The following is a 16,665-nucleotide window of genomic DNA, read 5'->3' as shown; positions in this document are numbered from 1 at the left end:
GAAACCGCGAAATTATCCAATACCCGACCATTCAGTTCAAGTATTCACCAAGCTTCTTACTGTGCGGCCGGCACAGGTGCCGGTGGAGCGACCACCAGCGGCTTGATTACCTCACCCCATTCAGCCAGCAGTTCCTGAGCCGGTTGCCGACCATCCTTGCTGATGGTGACCCGTACCCGATCCGGTACAAACCCTTCCGGCAACTGCCAGTTGCCTTCCAGCAGCTGAAAGTAACGCAGTGCATAGCGCCCCTCTCCTACCTTCATCCCCAGCTCGCGGCTGCCGAGGGTTCTGGGCTTGTCGCCCTGACTGCCTTCCACCTTTATCTGTACCTGACCACGAAACAGCTCGCGCTTCTTGGCAGGCTGGGTCAGCGCCAGCCGATAGTGATAACGGCCGGGGATACTGGTCTCCTGCAGGGTGAGGTTGTCGATCACCACCCCTAGCTGCTCGCCGGTGGGGCGCATGATCCGCTCGAAGAAGGCCAGCTGGCGCTTCTGCTCCTGTACCTGGGCCTCCTGATCCTTGAGCGTCTGCTGCAACTGCTCGAACGCTGCCTTCTGGGTAGCCAGCAGCGTCTCCTTGATGCCGAGCTCGCTCTTGAGCTGGCCGATGGCCTTGCCTTGGCGCTCCAGCGTCTCCTGCTGCACCGTCAGCAGGCTGCTCTGGGCCAGCTCCTGGCGATTACCGACGAAATAGCCGATGAGCGCCCCCGCCATCAGCACTGCCAACCACTTCACTATCTGGGACATAAGGCCTCTTTTGTTACTGCGCATACTGCGGCCACGCTCCCTTCACTATACGCGACTCAAGCAGATTCAGGCCGGCAGACAAAGGGTTAACCGGCGGTGACGCCGCTTTCTCCCCGCTTTTGACGCGCAGCAAGCCGTAAAGTTCGCTCGAGGATCTGGGAATAAATCGGGCGGCCCCCCAACCACTGAGCCACCAGGGTCGCACCGACCGTGGTGATCATCATGGGCAGGATCAGCTGATAGTTGTCGGTCATCTCGGTGACCAGCACGATCCCAGTGATGGGGGCACGTACGGTGGCGGCAAACAACGCGCCCATGCCGGCAATGGCAAAGGCGCCGGGCTCGATGCCCAGCTCCGGGAAGGCCGCATGGAACAGATGGCCGAACACCACCCCGAACAGGGTGCCCAGCGCCAGAGTCGGGGCAAACACCCCGCCCGGTGCGCCGGAGCAGAAACAGACCAGGGTGGCCACCAGCCGGATGGAGAAGATGAGGAACAGGGTGGCCATCGCATACTCCCCGCCCATCAGATGGGGGATGAGCTCGGTACCGCCGCCGGTCACCGCCGGGGCAACCAGCGACAGCACGCCGAAGGTCCCCGCCACCAGCGTCCCGATGGCCACGAAGCGATGGCGTTTGTTTTGATGCAGCGCCAGATAACCATCCTGACAGGCCAGCACCAGCTTGTTGAAGACAAAACCCAGTACGCCAAAAGCGGCCCCCATGAAGAGGAACAGCCAGAGCGCCCTGAGGGCCGGCGCATCGTAGTGAGGCAAGCTGATCACCGCCCCCTGCCCCTTCATGTTTTGCAGCATCAGGGTCGCCATGATGGCGGAGATGCCCACCGCCTTGATGGCCAGGAAGGAGTAGCGAAACTGCGGGCGCATCTCCTCCATCACGAACAGGATCCCCGCCAGCGGTGCATTGAAGGCCGCGGCCAGACCGCCCGCCGCCCCAGCTGCCAGCAGGGCGTGGCCATGCTCTTTGGGCAGCCGGAAGATATCCGCCACCATCTTGCCGAGGTTGCCACCGATCTGCACCGACGGTCCTTCCCGCCCCAGCACCATGCCGGAGCTCAGGGTGCAAATACCGCCGAAGAACTTGACCGGCAACACCCGCCACCAGCGTACCGGGCGCAGTTCGTCCATGGCCCCCTCAATCTCGGGAATGCCGGAGCCACCCGCCTCGGGTGCAAAGGTATGGGTCAGGAAATAGCCTATACAACCCAGCAAGGCGCTGAAACCAAAGCCGAGCAAGCCAAGCTGCCACCAGGGGCAATCGGCCAGCAGGTCGACACGCTGCTGTGCCAGCCAGTGCACGCCGGACTCGAACAGTCCGCAGACCAAGCCGGCCAGGGTGCCGACCAGCGCTGCCAACAGCAGCACCAGCAGGGGCATCTTGTCTTGATGAATGATCCGCCGCAGGACGGGGCCGGGGGGAGGCGAGAGCGGTTCGGAGGAAGAGAGAGCTTGTTGCGACATGAAAAAACCACATTCGTTTGCTGACGGAGGTGACGATCATCCGGCCTGCTGTCCGGCTGCCCAGCACCGGGCCTTTCTGCTATAGTCGGCCCGTTTCATTTAACACGGGGCAGTCCTTGGCCGGGGTCAAGAGCGCAAGCATACTCCAGCGCCCCTTGACTGCCGAGCCGCAATCGGCCACCTGCGCCTGTGTGACGACCAAAATCCCATTAAGGATGATCCATGTCAAAATCAGATCAGCTGTTTGAACAGGCCCGCCAGACCATTCCGGGCGGCGTCAACTCACCGGTCCGCGCCTTCAATGGGGTCGGCGGCACACCCCGCTTCATCGATCACGCCGATGGCGCCTACCTCTATGACGTGGATGGCCAGGCCTATGTGGATTACATCGGTTCCTGGGGCCCCATGCTGCTGGGTCACAACCACCCGGCCATCAAGGCCGCCGTCATCAAGGCGGTGGAGAAGGGACTGAGCTACGGCGCGCCGACCGAGATCGAAGTGCTGATGGCCGAGAAGGTGCGCCAGATCGTGCCCTCCATGGAGCAGGTGCGGATGGTCAACTCCGGCACCGAGGCGACCATGAGCGCCATCCGGCTGGCCCGCGGCTATACCGGCCGCGACAAGATCGTCAAATTCGAAGGCTGCTACCACGGCCACGCCGACTCCCTGCTGGTCAAGGCCGGCTCCGGCGCGCTGACCCTGGGTCAGCCCAACAGCCCGGGCGTCCCGGCCGACTTTGCCAAGCACACCCTCACCTGCGTGTTCAACGATCTGGCGTCGGTGCGCGAAGCCTTCAGCCAGTACGGCAGCGAGATCGCCTGCATCATCGTCGAGCCGGTGGCCGGCAACATGAACTGCATCCCGCCGGTACCCGGCTTCCTGGAAGGGCTGCGCGCCATCTGTGACGAGGCCGGCGCCCTGCTGATCCTGGATGAGGTGATGACCGGCTTTCGCGTCTCCCTGCGCGGTGCCCAGGGCCACTACAATATCGACCCGGATCTCACCACTCTCGGCAAGATCATCGGTGCCGGCATGCCGGTCGGCGCCTTCGGCGGCAAGAAGAAGGTGATGCAGCACATCGCCCCGACCGGCCCCGTCTATCAGGCCGGCACCCTCTCCGGCAACCCGGTGGCCATGGCTGCCGGTCTGACCATGCTGGACCTGCTGCTGGAGCCGGGCATCTATGAGCAACTGAGCGCCAAGACCGCCCGGGTTGCCGAAGGGCTGAAGGCCGCTGCCGCCAAGCACAGCATTCCGCTTGCCATCAACTACGTGGGCGGCATGTTCGGCTTCTTCTTCACCGACGAGCCCGAAATCACCCGCTACGAGCAGGTCACTCGCTGTGACATGGAACGCTTCAAGCGCTTCTACCATCTGATGCTGGAAGAGGGCGTCTACCTGGCGCCGAGCGCCTACGAGGCGGGCTTCCTGTCGCTGGCGCACGGCGACAAGGAAATTGAACACACTCTGGCTGCCGCCGAGCGCAGCTTCGCCAAGCTGGCCGGCTAAGCCGCCGCTTGTCGCAAAAGGGCCCTTCACGGGCCCTTTTTCATTGCCGTTTCGGCGTCCTTCGGCCTCCCCCGGTACGCCCGATGTTGGTGCAGACTTTGCGCAAATGGCACAGCTCTGTCACCAAACGGTGCATATCCCGCCCCTCTGTCCGTCATAAAACGGGCCCACAATTTGCACCCTGCAAGTTGAACGCAAGCCCGTTTGAGCGAGGTATATATGGCGGAAATGAGCCCCATCGATGTGCTGCGGCGCTATCAGGAGTACGAAGCCGAACTGGCCCCCCTGCTGCTGGGACTGCTCACGGCATCGCCCGATTCACTCAGCAGTTATCCCTTCATCCTGAACCAGGCACCCAGCCGGGAACCGCTCGGGATCCTGCCACCGGTGCCGGCGCCGCAAGCCCGTTTGCATCTAATCGTGAGAGGCCAGGGCCGTGAGCTGACCCTCTGCCTGAACCAGCTCATCGCCTGGCTGATGGGAGACAGGGAGCGACGCCGGGCCATGCCCTGGTTCAAGGGGGTTTATGTGGTGCTGAGTCTGGCGCTGTTTCTGATCGTCGCGACACTCATCTGGCACGGGCTGGAGCAGCTCTATCTGCTGCTGTGCGGGGCGCAACAGAACCGGCTGGGGGCCTTCAGTGCCATCATCTTCCTGACCCTGGCGCTGGCGGTGTTCGATCTGGGCAAGACCATTCTGGAAGAGGAGGTGCTGCTGCATAAGGACATCTTTCGCCACAGCGCCATTCGCCGCACCATTACCCGCTTCATCGCCGCCATCTTGATCGCGGTCTCCATCGAGGGGTTGCTGTTGCTGTTCAAAGGGTCACTCGGCCAGAGCGAACTGCTCTGGCCGGCGGTGGGTGTGATGGGGTGCGCCGTGGGGCTGCTGCTGGCCCTCGGGCTCTATGTGTTTCTGGGGGCCAGGGCCGAAGCGGCGCTGGTGCAGGCTAGCCTGCGACCTCTGCCAGCCGGGGTTGTGGCACCCGCCGCGCCGCCCGCCAAGAAGCGGGCCTGGTCCAGGAGGTATAGATAACGCCAAAGGCCTGCAATCACGTCAATACTCCACGGCCAGCACCGACACGCGCCGTACTGGCTAACCAGTGACGCCTGCCAGCCGGGGTTGCAGTGCCCGCCGCGCCGTCCGCCAGGAGGCGTACATGGTCCAGGAGGTATAGATGACGATGAAGGCCACCAGCCATTTGAGCATCGCCATGTCCATGGATTTGACCAGCATGGCCGCCAGCACCACCCCGACAGGGCCGAAGAGCGCCACCGCCAGCACCGCCTTGGAGTCGAAGGCTCCTTTGCGGATGAAGGTGCCCGCCGAGAAGACGCTGAGCACGGCGGTGGAGCCCATCATGATGGGAAACGCCGCCAGCGGATTCATGCCGAGCAGATAGACCAGGGTCATGCAGGGAGCAAACAAACCGATACCCACGTTCATCAGCACGCCGAAGATGAAGTTGCCGAGCAGCGCGATCCCGAGCTTGTAACCGGTCAGCCCCATGGCATCGCCGCCGAGGGGGAACAGCCCCAGCAGGCCCGCAAAGATGAGGCCGGCCACCACCAGCAGGGAGACCGCCATCACCAGCCGGATGGTCTGGCGATCGAACGAGGCGACGTGGCGTGCGCCCCAGGCCGCCCCGGCGGCCGCAGCCACCATCATGCCGATGAGGGTGAGCGGGTCCACCTGCACGGCGCCGATGAAGATCAGCGACTGGGTGACCGTCGGCAACACGCACTGGCCGTTGAGGGTGCCCGGCAGCAGCCGGTCGTCGATCAGCTTGAACTGCTTGTAGCAGGCGGTCTTCACCGCGAAGCTGCCGACCCCCAGAGTATCGAGAAAATTGGCAACAAAACCGATGGCCGCCACCGGCCAGAAGGGGGTCGATTCCAGCTCCCCCTGTTGCCGTTTGTGCCACCAGGCCCGTACCAGCATGAAGATGAACACCAGGGCGCAGATGATGAATATCAGGCGCAAAAGATTAATTAACATACAGAGTTCTCCAGCAACGGGCGGCGATTCTAAGGCAGCAAAAATAAAAAATCTTGGTCAGGATCAAGCATTCAGCCCATGCAAACGATTATCTGGAGAAAGTCATGACGAGCACGCCCGAACGAATCTGCTAATACTTGTCTATGAGGGCCAGCAGGCCTGGGGCCACCGGTGGTAGTCATGGTCATTTCGCGACGACCACAGTCACCGGCGGGAAGTAGCCAAAAAGAAGGCCGGTATGCACCGACCTTCTTTTTTTATTGCTGACTCGCCGGCGTTTTGCCCGCCAGCCACTGCCAGCCCGGCAGGCGTGGCAGTCGCCGGGCGATCCAGCCGATCAGCGCATCCGACAGCCCGGTCAACAGCAGCAGCGGCAGGCAGAGCAGGGTCAGCGACAGGGCCCCCACATAGACATCCGTCAGCCAGTGGGCACCGGAGAGAATGCGGGGTGCCGAGAACAACGGCACCATCAGCAGCGCGGTCACCCCGGCCCAGCGCGGCAGATGGCGCAGGGCAAAGCCGGCGAAGATCATCAGGAACAGGGCGTGATCGCCGGGGAAGCTGTCGCTGGAGGAGTCCTTGGTCGGGATCCCGCTGAGCTGGGTTACCCGCAGCGCGTCCGTCACCGTCAGGGTCGGGCTCGGCCGGCTGACCGGCAGCAGATGACCGAACTGGTTGATCACCAGGGCCCCCAGCAGCATGACGATCCCCATGGCCACCAGCCGGCGGCGTCCCTGCTCGCCCGCACACCAGAAGCAGCGAGAGAGGATCAGCCCCATGCAGGAGAGTACCGCCAGATCGAACAGCCGGTTGTTGGTCACGGCCACCAGATCGGCCCACCACTGGGCCTGACCCAGCCAGCCATTGACCAGATGGAAGACGGCGAGATCCCACTGATCCCAGGGGCCGTGATCGGGCAGAGCGGCCCAACTGATGGCGATGAGACCACCCAACAGATAACAGGGTATAAATTTGCGCATACGAACTCTCCTCCCCGAAAAATGGGGCCGTATTTTAAAGCATAAAAAGCGTGACGTGAATCACACAAACGAGGGAGGAAAGGGTCATGCCTCCTATCCGGAAAGCCGGCGCGTCCCCTGCCGGCTTGGCCTGTTGCAGCCTTGCGGCTAGTATGGAGTCCCTCTATTTCGCGAGATGACGAGAGCTATGCGCAGCTACCTTCGGATGATGCTGTTTGCCCTGGGCCTGCTGGCCGGCGTGCAGATCCCGGGTCTGATCGACCTCTACTACCAGCGGCTGGATGCCCGCCTGCAACAGGCCAGCCTCAGCCTGGCCCCTTTTCAGGAGACGGCGGACCAGCATTTCAACGGCGATCTGACGGCCCTGGTCAACCACTACCGCACCAACCCGGATCCGGTATTCGCCAAGGATGCCGCCAGCCTGCAGCTGCTGGTCAGCCAGCGCCAGACCCTGCAGCAGGAGAGCGTCTACAAGCACCATCCCTGGTATCGGCAACTCTCCCACCTGCTGCTGCGCGCCGAGCCCCAGCTCTGGCAGGATACCCTGCAAAACTACAGCTACGTGGTGCCGCTCAAGCAGGCCGCCATCGTCTGCGGCATGGCGGCAGGCCTGCTCGCAGCCCTGCTTGGCGATCTGTTGCTCAGCCTGGTATTGCTGCCGTTTCGCCGGCAGCAGCCCCGCACACGCTACGCACCGCGCTGACGAGATCGACGCGGTGGCGCAGGCAGCCGGAAACAACAAAGGGGCCAGTGGCCCCTTTGTTGTTTCCGTCCGGTGTCACAGCTCGTATGGCAGCCGCGACTGGCTCACCAAACGCTGGAGCGCCTGCACCACCTGGGGATCGAACTGGCTGCCGGAGCGTGACAGGATATATTCCATGGTCTGGGCCAGCGACCAGGGCTCCTTGTAGGGACGCTTGCTGAGCAGGGCATCGAACACGTCGACCACGGCCACGATGCGAGCCGACAGCGGGATCTGCTGGCCAGCCAGCTGCTCCGGGTAACCCTTGCCATCGAAGTGTTCATGGTGGCCGCGAGCAATCTCGGCCCCCAACGACAGGTAGCTGGTGCCCTCCACCATCTCCCCCGCCTTGTGCAAGATGCTGGCGCCGATGTCCGCGTGCTGCTCCATGATGACCCGTTCATCCGGTTCGAACCGGCCCGGCTTGTGCAAGATGTGGTCCGGCGTGCCCACCTTACCCACGTCGTGCAGTATGCTGGCCATGCCGATCATGTCGACGAAGCCCGGCGTCAGTTCGTCGGGATAGGCCCCCGCCTGCTGCAGCTCGGCCACGATGGCATCGGAGAGCTTCTGCACCCGCAGCACGTGATCGCCGGTATCCGAATCGCGGAACTCCGCCAGCGCCGCCAACGCCACCACGGTCGCCTCCTGGGCACGCAGCAACTGGTTGTAGAGATAGAGGTTGTCGTACGCCGCCGAGATCCGCTGACAGAACACGTCCAGCAGATCGCACTCGAGCGGGTCGAGCGGCTGGGTGGGGGTGAAATTGAGCACAAACTCGCGCCCGTTCTGGGCGGCGATATAGAGCGCATCCTGAGGATGCTCGAAGCGGTTGCAGCGATTGGCGAGCGCACTCATCACCGAGTCGTGCAGGGCCGGGAAGGCGCTGAGCGGCACATCATTCAGCAGGGATTCATAGTCGCCGGTGGCCGCCAGGATCTCCAGCTCCTGTGAACCGGGCCGGCGTTCGGCGCAGATGGCACCTTCGGTGCCCACGTCGAGAATGGCGCTGATCTGCTTGAGCACGCCAGAGGCAAATTCCCGCAGCGAATGCAGATGATAGAGATCCCCCGCCCCCTCCAGTATCTTGCCGAGCCCCTGCCGGCTCTTGTCGATGGCGCAGAGGGTCTCGTAGGAGCGCAGGGAGGCGATGACGGTGGTGTAGAGCTTCTGCACCGTCAGTTCGGTCTTGGTCTTGTAGTCGTTGATGTCGTAGTCGAGGATCACCCGCTGCTCCGGGGCCTGCCCCGGCTGGCCGGTGCGCAGCACGATACGCACCAGGCTGTTGTGCATCTCGTTGCGGATCTGGTGCACCAGCCGCAGGCCGGCATCCTCGGTCTCCATCACCACGTCGAGCAGGATCAGGGCGATGCGCGGATTGGCCAGCAGCATGCGGGCCGCTTCGGCGCCACTGTAGGCGTTGAGCAGTTCAAGCGGGCGGGATTTGTACTGAATGTTGGAAAGTGCCAGCCGGGTGGCATGATGAATGTCCGGCTCATCATCGACGATCAACACCTGCCAGGGGTTGATCACCTTGGTCACCACGGCCTCATCGTCATCCAGCTCGATGATGTCGTCATCCAGCCAAAGCTCGTCCTTGTCTTGGGCACTGCTCATATCGTTCACGCCTCCAGGCGCTGCATGAGGGTACTGACAGTATGTACCATCAGGCAGTGATGGATCACAAGCCCCTGCACTTGCCCCCCTCGTGCCCGCCCAGCGCCGGCCGGCTTATTCGAACGGTTCGAGATAGGCCTGGATTGCCTTCCTCAGCCACGCCAACACCTTGCCGTGATAAGCATTTTCCGACAGATAGACACCGTAGTCGCGCCACTGCAGGCTGAACTTGTGCTTCAAGGTCAGCAGCTCCCCTTGCCGCAGCTGGCTCTGGATCAGCGGCGACGGCAGCACGGCCCAGCCGAGGCCATCAAGCACCGCATCGCGCATCAGCTCGAAGCTCGACAGCCCGATGTGGTGGCCGCCGATGGGCAACAGGCTCTTGACCGAAAATTCGTCCACATAGGAGAGGGTGACCTGGGTATGGCCGGTCAGATCCTGCTGCAATACCCGCTTCAGGCTGGCCAGCGGGTGGCTCGGGGCCACCACCATCAGGGTGCGGATCGGGTTGAGCACCTCGATGTTGAGGCCGCTGCGCTCCTGCTCCTCGGTGATGAGGCCGAAGGCGGCGTCGACAAACCCCTCCTCCACCAGCGCGGGCAGCTCCGGCGGCGAGGCCAGCACCAGCGAGATGCTGGTGCCGGGAAACTGGTGGCGCAGCGCCCCCAGCATCTCCCGCCACACCGCCTCGGGAATGGCGTCATCCCGCGCCACCCGCAGCGCCACCTCCGCGCCGGAGGCGTAGTGTTCGCACTTGAGCTTGAGGCTGTTGGCGGCCTGCAGCAGCCGCTTGCAATCGTCCAGCACCTGCTCGCCGATCTCGGTCAATCGGCTCTGGTTGGCGCCTCGTTCAAAAAGTTCGACGCCAAGCTCAACCTCAAGCGCCGCTATCGCCGTGCTGACTGCGCTGCGACTCTTGCCAAGCCGGCGCGCCGTATTGGCAATGGAGCCACTGCTGGCTGTTTCCACAAAGAGTTGTATCTGGTAGAGCTTCATGATCTGGGTCGTGAGCAGGGTATCCGATATTCACCTTACCTTGCCCCCTTCTAGCAAGGCAAACCGTCAGCGTCTGAATTGTCGACGCTCAGCGATTCTGCCGCCTGAGCGGGCTGCGGCTATCATGGCCCCGTCGCAGCAACAAAAGGACATTTTATGTTATTCAATCGCATGCTCCTGGCCCGCATCTTCCTGACGGGCGCCATCCTGACCGAGGTCGCCGGAACCTCCAGCATGGCCATGATCCCGGAGAACGAGGCCGGCTGGCTCAACTATCTTCCGATGTGGCTGCTCATCTCCTTCTCCTATCTGTTATTGGCCAAAGCCGCCAAAACAATCTCCATTGGTATTGCCTTCGCGCTCTGGGAGGGGCTGGGGATCGCGCTGATCACCGTCGTCTCCGTGCTGTTCCTCGACTACCACCTGAATGCTCAGGAGTTGATCGGACTGGCGCTGGCCATAGTGGGTATTGTTCTGGTGACAATGGGTGAAACCCATGACGAACCGACCACAGGCACCGGCAGCCTCCGCCGCCTTGGCGCGGCCCATGACAAACCGGCTGCAGGTACCGGCAGCACCCGCCGTCTTGGCGCTGCCCATGACAAACCGGCCGCAGGTACCAGCAGTACTCGCAGCCTTGGCACTGCCAAGGAGGCCGTATGCACCCGTTGATCATCGTACTGGGGGCGGCCCTGCTGGATATCGGTGCCAACATGGCGATCAACCGCTCGGTTGGTTTTCGTCACAAAGGCTGGGGATTTCTCGGCATACTGCTGGTGCTGTGTGCCTTCACCCTGCTGTCGGAAGCGGTGAGCACCGGCAAGATCGATCTGGCCGTAGCCTACGCCACCTGGGGTGCCATCGGCATTCTGGGCACCGCCCTCGGCGGCTTGCTGCTGTTTGGCGAGCGGCTCAAGCCCATCGGCTGGGTCGGCATGCTGGTGATGGCCGTCGCGGTGACCCTGCTCACCACCGCCTGATCAGCACCGTCATGCACTGCACGCCATGAAAAGAAGCCGCCCGGCTAACCGGGCGGCTTCTTTTCTTTATGGGGCAATGCGGGCTCGCGGCAGGTCTGCCTCAGCGGCCCGCTTCGTAGAGTTCCAGCGGCAGGCCGTCAGGGTCGGCGAAGAAGGTAAAGCGCTTGCCGGTCAGCTCGTCTACCCGCACCGGCTCCACCTCGACACCATGACCCTGCAGATGGGCGATGACCCGGTCGAGCTCAGCGACCCGAAAGGCCAGGTGGCGCAAGCCGCACGCCTCCGGCCGGGAGGGGCGCAGGGGCGGCGCCAGGAAGCTGAACAGCTCCAGCTGGCTGCCGTCCGGCAGCGCCAGATCCAGCTTCCACGACTGGCGCTCCTCGCGCAGCGTCTCGGCGATGATGGGCAGCCCCAGCACCTGGTGGTAGAAGTGGCGCGAGCGCGCATAATCGCTGGCGATGATGGCCACGTGGTGGATGGCATCGAACAGGGGATGTGACATGAGTTCTCCGGGCAAGCGGGCAGCCAGGGCTGCCCGTCGCGGTCAGTTGAAGAAACCGTTGAACCAGTTGTCCAGCGCATTGGCCGGGCTGGACACCGGACTGGCGCAGCCCATGGGCTCAGCCAGCCCGGCCAGCTTGGCCGGCACCTGCAGACTGCCGGGGCAGTCGCTGGTGACCCGGGTGCCGCTGGCGCGGGAGAAGCTGGCCCAACTCACCCCTTGCGGCATGTTCATGGCCAGACTGTTGACCCCGCGCTGGCTCATGTAGCCGCTGAACAGCTGCAGGGCACCGCTGGCGCCGGTCAGGCCGGCCGGGGTGTTGTCGTCGCGTCCGACCCAGATGCTGACAAGCTCGTTGTTGTCGAGCCCGGTGAACCAGGAGTCGCGCAGCTCGTTGGTGGTGCCCGTCTTGGCCGCCATGGTGGCGCCGGGGAACTTGGCACCGAGCGCGCGCGCCGTGCCCTGGCTCACCGTCTTGGTCATGGCGAACAGGGTCAGCCAGCTGGCCTGCTCGTCGGTCACCCGCTTGGCCGCTTCGTCATGCTGATAGAGCTTGCTGCCGTCGCTGTTGACCACCGCCCGGATCGCCGACAGCGGCTGGGTCAGCCCCTGGTTGGCGATGGGCAGGTACATCTGGTTCACCTCCATCGGCGAGAGCGCCACCGCCCCCAGCACCAGCGAGGGATAGGGCTGGATCTCCTGCTCCACCCCCAGCTTGTGCAGGGTGTCCACCACCTTGTCCAGCCCCACCTGCAGCCCCAGATTGACGGTCGGCACGTTGAGGGAACTGGCCAGCGCATCCATCAGCGGCACGCTCTGGCGGAACTTGCGGTCGTAGTTTTGCGGGGTCCAGATCTGGCCATCCTTGCCGCGAATGCGGATCGGCTGGTCCTTGAGCGGCGTGCCCAGGGTCAGGCCGTTGGAGAGACCAGTCAGGTAGACCGCAGGCTTCACCAGCGAGCCTATCTGGCGACGGGCATCCAGCGCCCGGTTGAAGCCGGCGTAGCGCGGATCCCGGCCACCCACCATGGCCACCACCTCGCCCTTGTGCCAGTCGGAGACCACCATGGCCGCCTCCAGCTTCTTCTTGCCGCGCAGCTTCTCGATCTGGGCCAGACCCGACTCCACCGCCTGCTCGGCGGCGTGCTGGGCGATGGGATCCAGACTGGTGAAGATCTTGAGGCCGGACTGCTTGAGCAGATCCGGGCCGAAGCGGCTCTGGATCTCCCGCTTGAGCAGGCCCATGAAGGCCGGGGTGCGGCCATAGCTCATCTGGCCGCGGGTGATGATGCCAAGCGGCTGCTTGCTGGCGAGCTCATACTCGGCCGGTTGCAGGCTGCCGTGATCCATCAGCAGCTTGAGCACCAGATCACGGCGCGCCTTGGCCCGCTCCGGGAAGCGCCAGGGATCGTAATAGGAGGGCCCCTTCACCATGCCCACCAGCAGGGCCACCTGATCGATGTCCAGCTCGTTAACCGGAATGCCGAAGTAGAAGTAGGAGGCGAGCCCGAAGCCATAAACCCCCTGGGAGAAGTTCTGCCCCAGATAGACCTCGTTGAGATAGGCCTCCAGGATCTCGTCCTTGCTGTAGCGATAGTCGATCAGCACCGCCATGTAGGCTTCCTGCGCCTTGCGCCACAGGCTGCGTTCCCGGGTCAGGAAGAAGTTCTTGGCCAGCTGCTGGGTCAGGGTACTGCCGCCCTGCACGGTGCGACCCGCCAGCAGGTTGGCCGCCATGGCCCGCATGATGGCCACCGGCGAGACGCCACCATGCTGGTAGAAGTCGCGATCCTCGGTGGTGAGCAATGTGATCAGCAGGCTGTCCGGCACCTCGGCGATGCGCACCAGCAGGCGGTCCTCCCGATCCTCGGTGTTGAGGCGATCGAGCAGCACCGGGTCCATCTGGGCGTAGCCGAGCTGACGCTGGTTCTCCAGCGACTGGATCCCCTCCAGCCGCGCACCGTTGAAGGTGAGGCGCAGGCCGCGGGCGGCATCGGCCCCGTCATGGAATTCGAATGGCCGGCGGATAAGCTCGATGCGGTTGCCGCTCACTGCATACTCGCCCGGGGTATGGGGCTGGCGCACCTGCTTGTAGCTCAGCATGTTGAGCTCGCGCAGCATCTGGGCCTGGGAGAGGCGCTGGCTGGGATAGAGTTCCAACGGCCGGCTGTAGACCATCACCGGCAACTGCCACTTCTCGCCGTCGAAGCGTTCACGCACCTTGGTATCGAGGTAGATGCCAAACACCACCATGAAGGCCGCTCCCACCAGGGAGAGCTTGAAGCCCAGCCAGAACAGCGTGCGCCAGATGGTGCGTTTGGGCGCCGCCTTCTTGGGGGTGCGCTTGCGTCGTTGCGTTGCCATAAATCCTCTTTGCTTTCCTTTCTACTTGTTATGTCGCGTTCGCGAACGTCCGATCGGGCTTAACCAATTGGATCTGGATTCCGGGTTCGCTCCGCCAGACAGATGGATGTCTCCCCCCTCATCCCCGGCCCTTCTCCCACAAGGGGAGAAGGGAGCAAACACCCACCTCGATCAGTTCCCTCTCCCTCTGGGAGAGGGCCAGGGTGAGGGTCATCTGCTGGAGTAGGGCTACGTTTTTTCCTGCACCAACCTACAACCCCATCTTCTTCTTGGTGACCCTGGTCGGCATCGCCTCCAGCGGATTGTCCGGCCAGTAGTGGCGGGGGTAGCGTCCCTTCATCTCTTTTTTCACCAGCTCGTAGGAGCCGGCCCAGAAGGCGGCCAGATCGGCGGTGATCTGCAGCGGCCGCTGGGCCGGGGAGAGCAGCTCCACCACCAGCGCCACCCGGCCATCGGCTACGCACGGGGTCGCGGCCTGGCCGAACATCTCCTGGATGCGCACCGGGATCACCGGCGCCTGGCCCGGCTGATAGCGGATCCGCACCCGGCTGCCGGTCGGCGCGCTAAAGTGGCCGGGCAGCGCCTCGTCCAGCCGCTTGGGCAATGGCCAGGGCAGCGACTGGCGCAGGATGTCGCTCATATCGAGCTTTTTCAACTGCTCCAGCCGGGTCATGCCGCTCACCGCTGGCAGCAGCCACTGCTCGAGGTCGGCCAGCAGGCTCGCCTCGTCCATGGCTGGCCACCCTTCGTCAGGCAACCAGTCGCGGGCACAGCGCAATCGGGCCAGCAGCCCCTCGCTGGCATCATCCCAGGGCAGCACATGCAGCCCCTTGCGCCGGATGCCTTGCAGCAGGCAGCGCCCCTTCTGTTCATCGGAGAGATCGGTCAGCGGCCGCTGGCTCAGCACCAGCTCGCCGAGCACCTGCTGGCGTTCGGCCCGCACCCGCTCTTCCCGCTCGTCCCAGTCGAACCACTGGCGCTCGCTCACCAGCTCGGGCAGCTGGCGTACCAGTTCATCCAGCTCTATCGGTTCGGCGATGAAGATGCGGCTGCCGCGCTCGTTCTGGCCCATCTCGATGGCAATGAGCGCCCCCTGCCCCTGACAGGGGTGACCTTCTACCAGATCGCAGCTCACCCCGCCACTGAGCTGATAGCGGCTGCCACTGCGCAGCTTGCCGATGCGATCGGGCCAGGCGAGGGCACACAGCAGCCCCAGCCATTGCCCCTGCGCACTGGCGGGGCGAGCGCCGAGCCGCTCGAACCAGCGAGCTGCACTCTGGCGCAGGGCCCCCTGGCGGCGGTGGAACAGCACGGAGAGGCGCTCCGATCCTCGCAGATCTTCTTCCAGCAGCGCCACCAGGAAAGCCGCATCGGCGACAATCCCTGTCAGACCCTCGGCCTCCAGCTCGCGCGCGCGCAGCAGCATGCGGGCAAGCCGGGGATGGGTACCGAAGGCTGCCATGGCGCGGCCGGCCGGGGTAAGTTGTTGCTCACCCTCCGGCTTCATGGCGCCGAGGCTCACCAGCAGTCGCTGGGCGCTGGCCACGGCAGCGGCCGGCGGCATGTCCAGCAGCGGCAGATCTTCGACCTTGGCCCCCCACTGGGCGGCATCCAGCAACAGACCGGTCAGCTCCTGGGTAAGGATGTCGGGCGGGCTCTGCTCGGCGAGGCGCTCCTGCACCTCGCAGCTCCAGAGCCGGTAACAGATACCGGGGCCGAGACGACCGGCGCGGCCCGCCCGCTGGGTGGCGGAGGCTTTGGCGATGGGACGGGTCTCCAGCCGGGTGACGCCACTCTTGATGTCGAAGGAGGCGCGCCGCTCCAGTCCGCTGTCGACCACCACGGAGATCCCCTCGATGGTGAGGGAAGTCTCCGCCACATTAGTGGTGAGCACCAGCTTACGGCGCCACGCAGGTGCCGGCTCGATGGCCGCCTGCTGGGCCGCCATGTCGAGGCGGCCATAGAGGGGGGCGAGGGTCACCTCGTCCGGCAGCCGCCCTTCCAGCCACTGCGCCAGCCGCTCGATCTCCCCCTGTCCCGGCAGGAACACCAGCAGGCTGCCAGCATGGGCAGCCAGCGCCTCCAGCACCACGGCGCCGACCTGGGGTTCCAGCCACTGCTGGCGATTGGCGGGGCGGTAGTGGTAGTCGATGGGAAAACCGCGCCCCTCGGAGCGCACCACCGGGGCCTCCGGCAGCAGGGTCTCCAGTGCCATGCCATCCAGGGTGGCGGACATCACCAAGAGCTTGAGGTCATCGCGCAATCCCTGCTGGCTCTCGATGGCGAAGGCCAGCGCGGTATCGGCGTGCAGGCTGCGCTCGTGGAACTCATCGAAGATGACCAGAGAGACGCCGGTGAGCTCGGGATCCTGCTGCAGCATCCGGGTCAGCACCCCTTCGGTGACGATCTCTAGCCGGGTGGCTGCGCTGGTGCGGCTCTCGCCACGCACCCGCAGGCCGATGCGCTCGCCCACCTTCTCCCCGAGCTGACGCGCCAGAAAGCCGGCAATGTTGCGCGCCGCGAGACGTCTGGGCTCTAGCATGATGATGCGACCGGGCAGCCGGTGCTGGCGCACCAGCTCCAGCGGCAGCAGGGTCGATTTGCCCGCGCCGGGCGGCGCCTGCAGGATCACGCTGGCATGGTTGTCGATGGCGGCAAAGAGTGCGGGCAGCACCGACACTATGGGGAGGGAAGACAAAGGGATCTGCACCTTCTTGTTGCAAGTCATAAAGCGGCGCCTATTC

The 16,665-nt window shown here is 64.2% G+C and carries 13 protein-coding genes and 1 pseudogene; 5 read left to right on the top strand and 9 right to left on the bottom strand.

Translation table 11 applies throughout. The features are described 5' to 3' along the window. Window positions 1-56: 56 nt before the first annotated feature. A complete protein-coding gene (locus tag ACPW75_RS01035) occupies window positions 57-752 on the bottom strand; it encodes a DUF6776 family protein (RefSeq protein WP_077096968.1) in 696 nt (231 codons plus the stop codon). A gap of 86 nt (window positions 753-838) precedes the next feature. Continuing rightward, window positions 839-2,233, bottom strand: coding sequence for a H(+)/Cl(-) exchange transporter ClcA (gene clcA / locus ACPW75_RS01030; RefSeq protein WP_077096966.1), 1,395 nt, complete (start codon window positions 2,231-2,233; stop codon window positions 839-841). Window positions 2,234-2,455: 222 nt separating this feature from the next. Between clcA and hemL the strand changes: the two genes are divergently transcribed. Together hemL and ACPW75_RS01020 are read left to right on the top strand one after the other, a co-directional pair. Further along, entirely contained in the window at window positions 2,456-3,742 is a 1,287-nt protein-coding gene (gene hemL, locus ACPW75_RS01025) for a glutamate-1-semialdehyde 2,1-aminomutase (protein WP_077096964.1), read from the top strand. Window positions 3,743-3,961: 219 nt separating this feature from the next. Continuing rightward, the gene (locus ACPW75_RS01020; protein WP_077096962.1) at window positions 3,962-4,777 is read left to right on the top strand and encodes a hypothetical protein; all 816 of its coding nucleotides are present in this window, start codon (window positions 3,962-3,964) and stop codon (window positions 4,775-4,777) included. A gap of 60 nt (window positions 4,778-4,837) precedes the next feature. On the opposite strand, the gene ACPW75_RS01015 is transcribed toward ACPW75_RS01020, so the two are convergent. Together ACPW75_RS01015 and ACPW75_RS01010 are read right to left on the bottom strand one after the other, a co-directional pair. Further along, complete coding sequence (locus ACPW75_RS01015; RefSeq protein WP_077096960.1) at window positions 4,838-5,740, bottom strand: sulfite exporter TauE/SafE family protein; 903 nt, start codon at window positions 5,738-5,740, stop codon at window positions 4,838-4,840. A gap of 257 nt (window positions 5,741-5,997) precedes the next feature. Next, entirely contained in the window at window positions 5,998-6,720 is a 723-nt protein-coding gene (locus ACPW75_RS01010; RefSeq protein WP_077096958.1) for a phosphatase PAP2 family protein, read from the bottom strand. A gap of 175 nt (window positions 6,721-6,895) precedes the next feature. On the opposite strand from ACPW75_RS01010, the gene ACPW75_RS01005 reads away from it, so the two are divergent. Beyond that, on the top strand, window positions 6,896-7,423 hold the full coding sequence (locus tag ACPW75_RS01005; RefSeq protein WP_043168760.1) for a DUF2937 family protein: 528 nt from the start codon (window positions 6,896-6,898) through the stop codon (window positions 7,421-7,423). 75 nt (window positions 7,424-7,498) lie between these two features. On the opposite strand, the gene ACPW75_RS01000 is transcribed toward ACPW75_RS01005, so the two are convergent. Together ACPW75_RS01000 and ACPW75_RS00995 are read right to left on the bottom strand one after the other, a co-directional pair. Then, on the bottom strand, window positions 7,499-9,079 hold the full coding sequence (locus ACPW75_RS01000; protein ID WP_077096954.1) for a response regulator: 1,581 nt from the start codon (window positions 9,077-9,079) through the stop codon (window positions 7,499-7,501). Between the two features lie 114 nt (window positions 9,080-9,193). Continuing rightward, window positions 9,194-10,075 carry a LysR family transcriptional regulator gene (locus tag ACPW75_RS00995; protein ID WP_077096952.1) on the bottom strand — a complete coding sequence of 294 codons (882 nt, stop codon included), beginning with the start codon at window positions 10,073-10,075 and terminating at the stop codon, window positions 9,194-9,196. A gap of 156 nt (window positions 10,076-10,231) precedes the next feature. Here ACPW75_RS00995 and ACPW75_RS00990 point away from each other — a divergent pair. Together ACPW75_RS00990 and ACPW75_RS00985 are read left to right on the top strand one after the other, a co-directional pair. Beyond that, window positions 10,232-10,594, top strand: a pseudogene (locus ACPW75_RS00990) (SMR family transporter); the annotation flags it as partial. Window positions 10,595-10,734: 140 nt separating this feature from the next. After that, window positions 10,735-11,055: an SMR family transporter gene (locus ACPW75_RS00985; protein WP_011707272.1), complete on the top strand. Its 321-nt coding sequence runs from the start codon at window positions 10,735-10,737 to the stop codon at window positions 11,053-11,055. A gap of 100 nt (window positions 11,056-11,155) precedes the next feature. Here the strand turns inward: ACPW75_RS00985 and ACPW75_RS00980 are convergent, their stop codons facing one another. The 3 genes from ACPW75_RS00980 to hrpB all read right to left on the bottom strand — a co-directional run bounded on the left by ACPW75_RS00980 (window position 11,156) and on the right by hrpB (window position 16,619). Further along, window positions 11,156-11,557 carry an SMU1112c/YaeR family gloxylase I-like metalloprotein gene (locus tag ACPW75_RS00980; protein ID WP_077096949.1) on the bottom strand — a complete coding sequence of 134 codons (402 nt, stop codon included), beginning with the start codon at window positions 11,555-11,557 and terminating at the stop codon, window positions 11,156-11,158. A gap of 42 nt (window positions 11,558-11,599) precedes the next feature. After that, window positions 11,600-13,921 (bottom strand): penicillin-binding protein 1B, encoded by a 2,322-nt coding sequence (gene mrcB / locus ACPW75_RS00975; RefSeq protein WP_016351880.1) that lies wholly within the window; start codon window positions 13,919-13,921, stop codon window positions 11,600-11,602. Window positions 13,922-14,171: 250 nt separating this feature from the next. Further along, window positions 14,172-16,619: an ATP-dependent helicase HrpB gene (hrpB, locus tag ACPW75_RS00970; RefSeq protein WP_077096974.1), complete on the bottom strand. Its 2,448-nt coding sequence runs from the start codon at window positions 16,617-16,619 to the stop codon at window positions 14,172-14,174. Window positions 16,620-16,665: the final 46 nt, after the last annotated feature.

Origin of the sequence: Aeromonas sp. FL131 (genome assembly GCF_049860615.1) — a bacterium.
In the GTDB taxonomy this organism is placed as follows: Bacteria; Pseudomonadota; Gammaproteobacteria; order Enterobacterales; family Aeromonadaceae; genus Aeromonas; species Aeromonas hydrophila.
The sequence above is the reverse complement of the archived record's forward strand: the minus strand, read 5'-3'. Positions and strand labels throughout refer to the sequence as shown.